This is a genomic window from Pseudomonas cichorii (genome assembly GCF_019719005.1).
GTDB lineage: Bacteria > Pseudomonadota > Gammaproteobacteria > Pseudomonadales > Pseudomonadaceae > Aquipseudomonas > Aquipseudomonas cichorii_E.
Window position 1 is genome coordinate 51,415 of the sequence record NZ_JAIGPJ010000036.1, and the last position, 11,032, is coordinate 62,446.

Consider the following 11,032-nt stretch of genomic DNA (forward strand, 5'->3'; position numbering starts at 1 on the left):
AGTATAGACCGGGGGGAGGCTGCAAGCTACAAGCGCAAAGCCGCGAGCTTTTTCTTGCAGCTTAAAACTTGCCGCTTGCAGCTGAGGCGATAAGCCTCTCTACCCTTGCCTCAAGCCGGCGCTTTATCTCCGTCTCGATATGCGGGGCAAAGTCGTCGATCACGTCTTGCATGATCAACTGCGCCGCGGCCCGCAGTTCTCTGTCCAGATGCAGCAGGGCATCTGGGTTTGGGAGAGCTTCGGGTTCGGGTTCGGGAGCGGGTTGAGGCTCTGCTGCTTGTTGCACGGGCATGTCGGGCAGCAGCGTCGGAATGTCCGGATTGTCGTAATCCGCTTCCTGTGTTCTGTCGGGTTTGTTGCCGACAACGTCGAACAGCAACGGGATCTGGACTTCGCGGTGGATCGTGTCCGTCAGCAGGGGCGGTTGCAGGTTGTCATCGCCGAGCAGTTGGCGGATCGATTCGAGGTCGTCCAGCAGGAGCGCAGGTTCAGCTTTTTTTGAAGTATCCATCGTGTACTCAAAGACGCTGTAGTCGGTGATCTTGCGGAGGATAACCCTGTTCGCGGTACGAGCGGAAACTCTCTCGTGCCGCCAGACGTATTGCAGGCTCTTCCACGACCACTTCCGCCACCCTGGCGAAACGCTTGAAGAAGGCCGGGATACGGAGGTCAAGATTGACCAGCAGGTCCTGGTGTGGCCCAGGATCGTCCCCAAGGCCCAGTACAACCGGAGCCTCGTGATCGCTTTCGGCTTCGCCATGGGGCAGGAAGACTTCGCCCTTGAAGCGCCACAACCGGGCGTCGAGGTCTTCACGCTGGGCGGCGTCGCTGCAATGCAGGTAGACCTTGTGACCCAGGCGCCAGGCTTTTTCCGTCAGCTTGCAGGCGAAATCCAGGCGTGCCGCAGGATCGGCGCTGGGGAGAATGTAAAAGTCGACTTGAGTCATGTCTGTTCCAGAGCAGGCGGCGTATCGACCGGCAAGGCCGATACGCCGCCAGGCATCTTATGCGCCAGCGCGGTCGAGCAGATATTGGGTCAGCAGCGGAACCGGACGACCGGTTGCACCTTTTTCCTTGCCGCCGCTCAGCCATGCCGTACCGGCGATGTCCAGGTGCGCCCAGTCATACGCCTTGGTGAAGCGCGACAGGAAGCAGGCTGCGGTGATGGTGCCGCCTTTCGGGCCGCCGATGTTGGCGATGTCCGCGAACGGGCTGTCCAGTTGCTCCTGATACTCGTCGAACAACGGCAGTTGCCAGGCGCGGTCGTCGGCCACTTTGCCAGCGTCCAGCAGTTGATTGATCAGCACGTCGTTGTTGCCCAGCAGGCCGGACGTGTGGCCGCCCAGTGCAACCACGCAGGCGCCGGTCAGGGTCGCGATGTCGATGACTGCCTGCGGCTTGAAGCGCTCCGCGTAGGTCAGTGCATCGCACAGCACCAGACGGCCTTCGGCGTCGGTGTTGAGGATTTCGACGGTCTGGCCGCTCATGGTCTTGACGATATCGCCCGGACGGGTCGCGGTGCCGCTTGGCATGTTCTCGGCGCAGGCCAGGATGCAGACCAGGTTGATCGGCAGTTGCAGCTCAAGCACGGAGCGCAGGGTGCCGAACACGCTGGCTGCACCGCACATGTCGAACTTCATTTCGTCCATGCCCGCAGCCGGCTTGATGCTGATGCCGCCGGTGTCGAACGTGATGCCCTTGCCGACCAGCACGAAAGGTTTTTCGCTTTTCTTGCCGCCCTGGTAGTTCATGACGATCAGGCGCGGTGGCTGGGCGCTGCCCTGAGCCACAGCCAGGAACGAGCCCATGCCCAGTTCGGCCAGTTTCTTCTCGTCGTGTACTTCGACTTTGAGATTCTTGTGGGCCTTGCCCAGTGCCTTGGCTTCTTCGCCCAGATAAGTCGGGTGGCAGATGTTTGGCGGCAGGTTACCCAGGTCGCGGGTAAAGGCCATGCCCTTGGCGATGGCCTGGGCGTGGGTGGCTGCGCGCTCTACATCGGCGACGCTGGCCTTGGCGGTCAGCAGGGTGATTTTCTTCAGGGCGCGAGGCTCGGCTTTCTGGCTCTTGAAGCGGTCGAACACGTATTCGCCGTCAGCCAGGGTTTCCACCAGCAGGCGGGCCTTGCCGTAAGTGTCGCGATTTTTTACCGCGACCTGATCCAGAGCGATGGCTGCATCGCTGCCGCCCAGGCCCTTGAGCGTCGAGAGTACGCTGCTGATGACTTTCTTGAATTGACGGTCCGACAGCTCGGTTTCCTTGCCGATACCTACCAGCAGGACGCGCTCGGCCTTGAGGTTGGGCAGGCTGTGCAGCAGCAGACTCTGGCCAACCTTGCCAGCCAGGTCGCCGCGCTTGAGAACGGCGGCAATGGCGCCGCCGCTGAGCGTGTCCACGCTTTGAGCCGCGGTGCCCAGAACGCGATTTTCGCCCACTGCAACCACCAGGGTGGCGGTCTTCAAGGTTTCTGGGCTTACGCTTTTAACAACCAATTCCATGTCGGGTCCCCGAATAGACTGCGAGCTTTCGCAAAATGAATGATGTGAGCGGCAAGTCGAGGCCTTGTGCAGCCGACGCCAGCGTCAAGCCTTGCAGTTTGACCCTGCTTTGCAGCCGCTGACAACCCCGAACAACCGCTCTTACGGTCCGTGTAGGAAGTTGTTGTGAGAACTATCCAGACCGCGCAGTGACAGGAACACTCAATCACAGGATAATGCCGCATATTTTTTGGCGGCTCGCACCTTTGCCGGGTGTGAATGTCTGGTTGCCGTGGCTCATTTTTCCTTGTTCGGCTGCCTGAGCCTGACAACTCTGGAGTGTCTGGTTTGATTGTCTTCCGTTATCTGTCCCGAGAAGTGCTGGTCACCTTGAGCGCGGTAAGCGCTGTATTGCTGGTGATCATCATGAGCGGGCGCTTCATCAAGTATCTGGCCCAGGCTGCTTCGGGTGCGCTCGATCCGGGCGTACTGTTCCTGATCATGGGCTTCCGTCTGCCGGGCTTCCTGCAGTTGATCCTGCCGTTGGGGCTGTTCCTTGGCATTCTGCTGGCGTATGGCCGTCTGTATCTGGAAAGCGAAATGACTGTGCTCGCCGCTACCGGCATGAGCCAGCAGCGTCTGCTTGCTATCACCATGGTACCGGCTGGCGTCGTGGCGTTGCTGGTTGCCTGGCTGAGCTTCAGCCTGGCGCCGCAGGGTGCAACCCAGTTCTCGCTGCTGATCAACAAGCAGGATGCGATGACCGAGTTCGACACGCTGGTGCCGGGGCGTTTTCAGGCGTTGCGCGACGGTTCACGGATTACCTACACCCAGGAACTGTCCGAAGACCGCACCAACCTGAGTGGTGTGTTCATTTCCGAGCGGCGCATTTCCACCGACAAGACCAAAGAGCCGAGCATTACCGTGCTGGTGGCCGACAAGGGTCACCAGGAAGTGCGTGCTGACGGCAGCCGTTTCCTGATCCTTGAAAACGGCTACCGCTACGACGGTAATCCAGGTCAGGCTGATTATCGTGCGATCAAGTACGACACCTATGGTGCGATGCTGCCCAAGCCTGAAATCAGCGAGGACGTCACCGACCGTGAAGCCATTCCCACCAGCGAGCTGATCGGCAACGACACGCCACGCTACCGGGCCGAGCTGCAATGGCGTATCTCGCTGCCGATCCTGGTCTTCATCGTGACCCTGATGGCCGTGCCGCTGGCACGGGTCAATCCTCGTCAAGGGCGCTATCTGAAGCTGCTGCCGGCAATTCTGCTTTACATGTCCTACCTGACCATCCTGATTGCCGTGCGCGGCGCCCTGGAGAAAGGCAAGCTGCCGATCGGCCTTGGCATGTGGTGGGTCCACGGGATTTTCCTGTTGATAGGCATGGCGTTGATTTACTGGGAGCCATTGCGGCTGAAAATGGCGAGTCGCCGTAGCGTAGCGGAGGTGGCTCGTGGTTAAGCTCGATCGATACATTGGTAAAAGCGTATTCCTGGCGATCCTTGCGGTGCTGGGGATCATTCTGGGCTTGGCTTCCCTGTTCGCCTTCATCGACGAGATGGGCGATATCAGTGACAGCTACACCCTGATGGATGCTGGCAGCTTCGTCCTCATGACCGCCCCGCGGCGGGTCTACGACATGCTGCCGATGGCCGCCCTGATCGGTTGCCTGATCGGTCTGGGTACCCTGGCCAGCAGCAGCGAACTGACCATCATGCGGGCCGCCGGTGTGTCCATTGCACGCATTGTCTGGGCAGTCATGAAGCCCATGCTGTTCCTGATGGCTGCCGGTGTGCTGGTGGGTGAGTATGTTGCGCCCTACGCTGAAAACCAGGCCCAGGCCGCTCGTTCGCTGGCTCAGGGTAGCGGCGACTCCCAGAGTGCCAAGCATGGCTTGTGGCACCGTCAGGGCGATGAGTTCATCCACATCAACACGGTTCAACCCAACGGGCTGATGTATGGCGTGACGCGCTATCGTTTCGATGAGCAGCACCACATGCTGACGTCGAGCTTCGCCAGACAGGCCAACTACATGACCGATTACTGGGAGCTCAAAGACGTCAGCACCACGTATTTCCGTGATGGCAGCACCGAAGTCATCAAGACGCCGGTGGAGCGCTGGGAAGTCTCCCTCAGCCCGCAACTGCTGAGCACGGTCATCATGCCGCCCGAGTCGCTGTCGATTTCCGGTCTGTGGAGCTATGCCCACTATCTGGCGGATCAGGGCCTGAGCAATGGCCGTTACTGGCTGGCTTTCTGGACCAAGGTCCTGCAGCCGCTGGTGACGGTGGCGCTGGTGCTGATGGCAATCTCGTTCATCTTCGGCCCGCTGCGTTCCGTGACCCTGGGGCAGCGTGTCTTCACGGGTGTGCTGGTCGGCTTTACCTTCCGCATTATTCAGGACCTGCTGGGCCCGTCGAGTCTGGTGTTCGGCTTCTCGCCGCTGTTCGCGGTACTGGTGCCGGCAGCCGTCTGTGCCCTGGCGGGTGTGCTGTTGCTTCGCCGCGCTGGATGATCATCCAGTGATTTGAAAAAGCCGACCTCGAGTCGGCTTTTTCATGGGCGCTATTTCTGTTTGGGGATCTTTACCAGCAAGGTGCCGGAGTACATGTCATGCCAGGTACGCTGCTGCTTGTCGAACAGGCACCAGACAAAGCCCAGCCCCAGGCACAGCCATGAAGCGATGGAGACGATAAAGCGCAGCAACGCCTGCATCAGGCTGATGGCAGTGCCGTCGGCGTTCTGTACGCGAATGCCCCATACCTGCATGCCCAGCGTCTGGCCGCCATGGGTCCAGAACTTGGCGAAGAAACCGAAGGTGACCAGCAGGAGAATAGAGGAGAGCAGGGGGTCGCCATCCAGCGAGCCGGATTCGGACAGGACGCGTAGTCTGGCCTCGCCGATGAAAGCCATCAGCACCAGCTTGTAGACGAAGGCGGTAACCAGTTGCAGAGCGAAGCAGAGGAAGGCGTCGTAACAGATGGCTGCCAGGCGTCGAGCAAGGCCAGCGGGGGCGAAATCGCCTTGCGGTCGAAGCAGGTGTCTGGACATTGCGAAGCTCTCGATTACGGGCAAGACCGCATCTTACGAAATCGCGTCCATAAAAAAGCCCCTGAGATCAATAAAATCAGGGGCTTTTCGGGCTTTGGTTAATTAACCTTCGGCCTGTACTTCATCAGCCTGCATGCCTTTTTGGCCCTGCACGGCGATGAAGGTCACTTTCTGGCCTTCTTTCAGGCTCTTGAAGCCGTTACCTTGAATTGCGCGGAAATGTACGAACAGATCCGGACCGCTTTCTGGAGTGATAAAACCAAAACCTTTTTCGTCGTTGAACCACTTGACGGTGCCGCTCTGACGTTGGGACATTTTCTTATTTCCTTGACGCTTGAATTGGTGACAGCCTCTTTCACACGAAAGAGTACTGGGGCTGGTTGCAAGAAGTAAGAAACGTAGAACGGGATGTAGCAACGCTTTGAGCTACTGCCCAGGTCCAGATTCAGCGACCTATGCAAACACAGTCAGGAAACTCTACGCCAACTCTCGTTACAAAAACAAGCCCCGCTTTGCCCCTTGTTTTCATGCTCGTCAGAGAGTTGCCGGGATCTTTCAGTCAGGGTGTAAAACTGCCCGTTTATGGACCGTTTATGCACTTTGTCGGGGCATTTTTTCGACGACAAAAACCCTGTTGCGCAGCTCTGTGAAAGAGCCATGCAACAGGGCAATTGTGCCGTGAATAATTGCTGTTTTTTTGACGCTGTTTTCAGCCGCGGAAGTAACGTTGCGCAACAAAAGGCATTTTGCTTACCCGCATCGGGACTTTCTTGCCGCGCACTACTGCCCAGACTGGCGTATCCAGCGCAGTGAAGTGGCTGTCCAGATAGCCCATCGCCAAGGGGCCGCCCAGTGTCGGACCAAAACCGCCACTGCAAACGCTGCCGATTGTCTGGCCTTCTGCATCGACGATTTCGGTGCCTTCACGCACCGGCGTACGTTCCTGCGGCAACAGACCGACACGTTTTTTTTCTACGCCGGCTTGCTGCTGGACGAATATTTTTTCGGCACCGGGGAATCCGCCTGCACGAATACCTTCGGCACGCCGGGCCTTGGAAACGGCCCACAGCAGGCTGGCTTCGACGGGGGATGTCTCGACATTCATGTCGTGGCCGTACAGGCACAGGCCGGCTTCCAGGCGGAGCGAGTCACGCGCACCCAGGCCGATTGGAGCTACTTCCGGCTCGTCCAGCAGGCGACGCGCCAGGGCTTCGGCCTGTGCGGTCGGAACCGAAATTTCATAACCGTCTTCGCCGGTATAGCCCGAGCGGCTGACATAGCATTCGCTGCCCAGCAGCGTGACACGGGTGAACTGCATGAACGTCATGCTCGCCACTTGCGGAGCCAGGCGTGCGAGCACGGTAGCCGCCTGCGGACCTTGAAGGGCGAGCAGGGCGCGTTCTTCAAACAGGGGTTCTATGGTGCAGTGCGAAGCCAGATGCTTGCGCAGGTGCGCCAGGTCTTCGTTCTTGCAGGCGGCATTGACCACCAGCATCAGTTGATCGCTGCCCAGGTTGGCAACCATCAGGTCATCGAGGATGCCGCCGTTTTCGTTGGTGAACATCGCATAGCGCTGCATGCCGACCGGCAGGTCGATGATGTCCACCGGGACCAGGGTTTCCAGTGCCTGTGCGGCGCCTGCACCGGTCAGAAGAATCTGGCCCATGTGCGACACATCGAACAGCCCGGCTTTTTCGCGGGTATGCAGGTGTTCTTTCATCACACCGGCCGGGTATTGCACAGGCATGTCATAACCGGCGAAGGGCACCATTTTGGCGCCGAGTTCACGGTGCAGGGCGTGTAGCGGGGTGGTCAGCAATTGTTCTGTGGGCATGAGGATTCCTTTAAGGGAGGAGGCCTTCGCGAATGAATTCGCTCCTACGGGGGAGCGTTTTTCGCGAAGGCTGGGCGATCACGCCTCTTGATAGCTTTCGATGGACGGGCAGGCGCAGACCAGATTGCGATCGCCGAACACGTTGTCGACACGGCCCACAGGTGGCCAGTATTTGCCTTCGATCAGCGACTCGACCGGGTACACGGCCTGCTCGCGGCTGTACGGATGGCTCCATTGACCGGCGATTTCCGCAGCAGTGTGCGGCGCGTTTTTCAGCGGGTTGTCATCCTTGTCCAAGGTGCCGTTTTCGACCGCGTGGATTTCCTCGCGGATCTTGATCATGGCCTCGCAGAAACGGTCCAGTTCTTCCTTGGACTCACTCTCGGTCGGCTCGATCATCAGGGTGCCAGCCACCGGGAACGACATGGTCGGTGCGTGGAAGCCGAAGTCGATCAGGCGCTTGGCGACGTCATCGACGCTGATGCCGCTGGTTTCCTTGAGCGGGCGCAGGTCCAGAATGCATTCGTGGGCCACCAGACCGTTGCTGCCGGTGTAGAGCACCGGGTAATGATCTTCCAGGCGACGGGAGATGTAGTTGGCGTTGAGGATCGCCAGTTGCGAAGCGCGCTTGAGGCCTTCGCCGCCCATCATGCGAATGTACATCCAGGTGATGGGCAGAATGCTCGCGCTGCCGAACGGTGCTGCGCAGACTGCGCCTTCCTTGCGCTCCATCTGGCCGTGGCCGGGCAGGAACGGTGTCAGGTGCGATTTCACGCCAATCGGGCCGACGCCCGGGCCGCCACCGCCATGGGGGATGCAGAAGGTCTTGTGCAGGTTCAGGTGCGAAACGTCGCCGCCGAACTTGCCTGGTGCGCAGAGGCCGACCATGGCATTCATGTTGGCGCCGTCGATGTAAACCTGGCCGCCGTTGTCATGGATGATGCCGCAGATTTCACGGATGCCTTCCTCGAACACGCCATGGGTCGAGGGGTAGGTGATCATCAGTGCAGCGAGTTGATCGCGGTGCTCGACGGCCTTGGCGCGCAGGTCTTCGATATCGACGTTGCCGCGAGCGTCGCAGGCGGTCACTACCACGCGCATGCCTGCCATGTGGGCGGTAGCCGGGTTGGTGCCGTGGGCAGATGACGGAATCAGGCAGATGTCGCGGGCTTCATCGCCACGGCTCTGGTGGTAGGCACGGATCGCCAGCAGGCCGGCGTATTCACCCTGAGAGCCCGCATTGGGTTGCAGGGAAATGGCGTCGTAGCCGGTGGCGGCGCAGAGCATCGTTTCCAGTTCGCTGGTCAGTTGCTGGTAACCGGCGCTTTGCTCGGCAGGCGCGAACGGGTGCAGGTTGCCGAACTCGGCCCAGGTGACCGGGATCATTTCGCTGGCGGCATTGAGCTTCATGGTGCAGGAGCCCAGCGGAATCATGGTGCGGTCCAGCGCCAGATCCTTGTCGGCCAGCTTGCGCAGGTAACGCATCAGCTCGGTTTCGGAGTGATAGCGATTGAAGACCGGATGGCTGAGGATCGCCGATTGACGCACCAGGGCCTTGGGCAGATACGACTTGGCACTGGAAGCCAGGGTTGCGAAGTCCGGCAGGGTCTGACCGTCGGCAGCAAAGATCGTCCACAGGGTTTCGACGGCCGACTGCGAGGTGGTTTCGTCGAAGGACAGGCCCAGATATTCGGCGTTGATTTCACGCAGGTTGATATGGTGTGCGCGCGCCTTGGCGTGCAGCGAGGCGGTTTTGGTGCCGGTGTTGATGGTCAGGCTGTCGAAGAAGAATTCCTGCTCGACTTTCAGACCCAGCTGGCTCAGGCCTTCTGCGAAGATCGCAGTCATGCGATGTACGCGGTTGGCGATTTGCGTCAGGCCGGCAGGCCCGTGGTAGACGGCATACATGCTGGCGATGTTGGCCAGCAGCACTTGCGCGGTGCAGATGTTGCTGGTGGCTTTCTCGCGACGGATATGTTGCTCGCGGGTCTGCATGGCCAGGCGCAGTGCCTGCTTGCCGTGGCGATCCACCGATACGCCGACCAGACGGCCCGGCATGTCGCGCTTGAATGCATCGCGGGTGGAGAAGTACGCCGCATGTGGACCACCGAAGCCCAGCGGCACGCCGAAACGCTGGGCGCTGCCGATGGCCACGTCGGCACCGAATTCGCCCGGTGGAGTCAGCAGCGTCAGGGCCAGCAGGTCGGCGGCAACCGCCACCAGTGCGTTGGCGCTGTGGAAACGCTCGATCAGTTCGCGATAGTCGAACACATCGCCATTGCTGGCCGGGTATTGCAGCAGCGCACCGAAGTAGTCGCTGACATCGCCCAGTTCCGCTTCATCGGCTACCACAACGGTGATGCCCAGCGGCTCGGCGCGGGTGCGCAGCACATCCAGGGTTTGTGGGTGGCAGTGAGCCGACGCGAAGAAGTGCTGGCTGCCTTTGTTCTTGCTCAGGCGCTTGCAGAAGGTCATGGCTTCTGCGGCGGCGGTGGCTTCGTCCAGCAGCGAGGCATTGGCAATCGGCAGGCCGGTGAGGTCGCTGATCAGGGTCTGGAAGTTGAGCAGCGATTCCAGGCGGCCTTGGGAAATCTCTGGCTGATACGGCGTGTAAGCGGTGTACCAGGCCGGGTTTTCCAGCAGGTTGCGCAGGATCGGAGCCGGGGTGTGAGTGTTGTAGTAACCCTGTCCGATGTAGGTCTTGAACAACTGGTTCTTGCTGGCGATGGCCTTTATCGATGCCAGGGCATCGGCTTCGCTCTGGCCGGCGGGCAGGTTCAGGACGCTGGTGCCCTTGATGCTCTGCGGGATCACGCTTTCGCTCAGTGCCTCGATAGAGTCGAAGCTCAGGGTTTGCAGCATGGCCTGTTCGTCGCTGGCGCGAGGGCCGATGTGGCGGGCAATGAATTCGTTGGCGGTATTCAGGTCAGTCATTGCTCGCTCCTCAAGCTTCGGCGTTGGCTTTGATCAGTCGGTCGTAGGCGTCCTGATCCAGCAGGCCGTTAATGGTATTGGCGTCTTGCGGGATGAAGCGAAAGAACCAGCCTGCGCCAAGCGCATCTTCGTTGACCAGTTCGGGGGTGCTGTCGAGTTCGGAGTTGACGGCGACCACCTCGCCATCCAGCGGCATATTGATGCTGCTGGCGGCTTTCACCGATTCCACGACAGAGACTTCGGCGTGTTGAGTGTAGGTCTGTAATTCCGGAAGCTGCACGTAAACCACGTCACCAAGGGATTCCTGTGCATAAGGCGTGATGCCTACCGTGACACTGCCATCGGCTTCGGCCCGCAGCCATTCGTGTTCAACGGTGAATCGCAACTCGCTCATAACAACTCCTCAAGGGTAAAGACCGCGGCTGGTGCCGGCATAATGAAAAGCTCAGTAGCAATTTTGCGGCCAATATAGATTTATTGTTTTAAATCAATGGCTTGAGTTGTTTTTGAAGACGGAGAATTTAGAGGGGTGTAGCGAAATCGATACAGTGATGGAGGGCTATAAAATCCCCATGGGATCAAAGCCTTGCTGGCTGGGGATTGGAGATGGTTGGAGTGAATTCGTTACGGTGGAATGATTTTGTTACGATTCCTGCGGCGTAATCAGATGGACTCGCCCCCGCCGAGGCGTCTATGCGCCACGGTGGCATCCTATAGATGTCAACGACAG

The 11,032-nt window shown here is 59.5% G+C and carries 10 protein-coding genes; 2 read left to right on the forward strand and 8 right to left on the reverse strand.

The genetic code is table 11. The annotated features are described in order from the left end of the window. Positions 1-61: 61 nt before the first annotated feature. The 3 genes from K5D32_RS21325 to K5D32_RS21335 are packed head-to-tail and all read right to left on the reverse strand — an operon-like array spanning position 62 to position 2,495. Entirely contained in the window at positions 62-511 is a 450-nt protein-coding gene (locus K5D32_RS21325) for a DNA polymerase III subunit chi (RefSeq protein ID WP_221601734.1), read from the reverse strand. Positions 512-518: 7 nt separating this feature from the next. Beyond that, positions 519-947 carry a DNA polymerase III subunit chi gene (locus tag K5D32_RS21330; protein ID WP_221578076.1) on the reverse strand — a complete coding sequence of 143 codons (429 nt, stop codon included), beginning with the start codon at positions 945-947 and terminating at the stop codon, positions 519-521. Positions 948-1,004: 57 nt separating this feature from the next. Further along, positions 1,005-2,495 carry a leucyl aminopeptidase gene (locus tag K5D32_RS21335; protein ID WP_221578077.1) on the reverse strand — a complete coding sequence of 497 codons (1,491 nt, stop codon included), beginning with the start codon at positions 2,493-2,495 and terminating at the stop codon, positions 1,005-1,007. Positions 2,496-2,822: 327 nt separating this feature from the next. Here K5D32_RS21335 and lptF point away from each other — a divergent pair, with 327 nt between their 5' ends. Then, the gene (gene lptF / locus K5D32_RS21340; RefSeq protein ID WP_221578078.1) at positions 2,823-3,944 is read left to right on the forward strand and encodes an LPS export ABC transporter permease LptF; all 1,122 of its coding nucleotides are present in this window, start codon (positions 2,823-2,825) and stop codon (positions 3,942-3,944) included. Next, the gene (gene lptG, locus K5D32_RS21345; protein ID WP_221578079.1) at positions 3,937-4,998 is read left to right on the forward strand and encodes an LPS export ABC transporter permease LptG; all 1,062 of its coding nucleotides are present in this window, start codon (positions 3,937-3,939) and stop codon (positions 4,996-4,998) included. Before lptF ends, lptG begins: the two co-directional genes overlap by 8 nt. Before the next feature lie 50 nt (positions 4,999-5,048). Here lptG and K5D32_RS21350 read toward each other — a convergent pair whose 3' ends face one another. The 5 genes from K5D32_RS21350 to gcvH all read right to left on the reverse strand — a co-directional run bounded on the left by K5D32_RS21350 (position 5,049) and on the right by gcvH (position 10,696). Next, positions 5,049-5,534 carry an RDD family protein gene (locus tag K5D32_RS21350; protein WP_221601735.1) on the reverse strand — a complete coding sequence of 162 codons (486 nt, stop codon included), beginning with the start codon at positions 5,532-5,534 and terminating at the stop codon, positions 5,049-5,051. Between the two features lie 102 nt (positions 5,535-5,636). Beyond that, a complete protein-coding gene (locus K5D32_RS21355) occupies positions 5,637-5,849 on the reverse strand; it encodes a cold-shock protein (RefSeq protein ID WP_007931076.1) in 213 nt (70 codons plus the stop codon). Between the two features lie 394 nt (positions 5,850-6,243). Then, positions 6,244-7,368, reverse strand: a complete 1,125-nt coding sequence (gene gcvT / locus K5D32_RS21360) for a glycine cleavage system aminomethyltransferase GcvT (RefSeq protein WP_221601736.1) — start codon at positions 7,366-7,368, stop codon at positions 6,244-6,246. Between the two features lie 78 nt (positions 7,369-7,446). Further along, positions 7,447-10,302 (reverse strand): aminomethyl-transferring glycine dehydrogenase, encoded by a 2,856-nt coding sequence (gene gcvP, locus K5D32_RS21365; RefSeq protein WP_221601737.1) that lies wholly within the window; start codon positions 10,300-10,302, stop codon positions 7,447-7,449. A gap of 10 nt (positions 10,303-10,312) precedes the next feature. Further along, the gene (gene gcvH / locus K5D32_RS21370; protein ID WP_221601738.1) at positions 10,313-10,696 is read right to left on the reverse strand and encodes a glycine cleavage system protein GcvH; all 384 of its coding nucleotides are present in this window, start codon (positions 10,694-10,696) and stop codon (positions 10,313-10,315) included. Positions 10,697-11,032: the final 336 nt, after the last annotated feature.